Annotated in this window: 1 pseudogene; it reads left to right on the top strand. The window is 72.8% G+C overall.

The features are described 5' to 3' along the window. A pseudogene (gene phzC, locus FLO80_RS23680) lies at positions 1-561 on the top strand (phenazine biosynthesis protein PhzC); the annotation flags it as partial. Between the last annotated feature and the right edge of the window lie 28 nt (positions 562-589).

Consider the following 589-nt stretch of genomic DNA (forward strand, 5'->3'; position numbering starts at 1 on the left):
CGCCAGGTCGACGGCGCCCACGTCGCGCTGCTGGCCGAGGTGCTCAACCCGGTGGCCTGCAAGGTCGGTCCGGAGATCGGCCGCGACCAGTTGCTGGCGCTCTGCGAGCGCCTCGACCCGCGCCGCGAGCCGGGGCGCCTGACTCTGATCGCGCGGATGGGCGCGCAGAAGGTCGGCGAGCGCCTGCCGCCGCTGGTGGAGGTGGTGCGCGCGGCCGGGCACCCGGTGATCTGGCTGAGCGACCCGATGCACGGCAACACCATCGTCGCGCCCTGCGGCAACAAGACCCGCCTGGTGCGCAGCATCGCCGAGGAGGTGGCGGCGTTCCGCCTGGCGGTGTCCGGCTCCGGCGGCGTGGCCGCCGGGCTGCACCTGGAGACCACCCCGGACGACGTCACCGAGTGCGTCGCCGATTCCAGCGGCCTGCACCAGGTCAGCCGGCACTACACCAGCCTCTGCGATCCGCGGCTGAACCCCTGGCAGGCGCTCAGCGCGGTGATGGCCTGGTCCGGCGCAGAAGCGATCCCGAGCGCAACCTTCCCCCTGGAGACCGTGGCATGAGCGGCATTCCCGAAATCACCGCCTATCC

This window comes from Aquicoccus porphyridii (assembly GCF_008369105.1).
In the GTDB taxonomy this organism is placed as follows: Bacteria; Pseudomonadota; Alphaproteobacteria; order Rhodobacterales; family Rhodobacteraceae; genus Aquicoccus; species Aquicoccus porphyridii.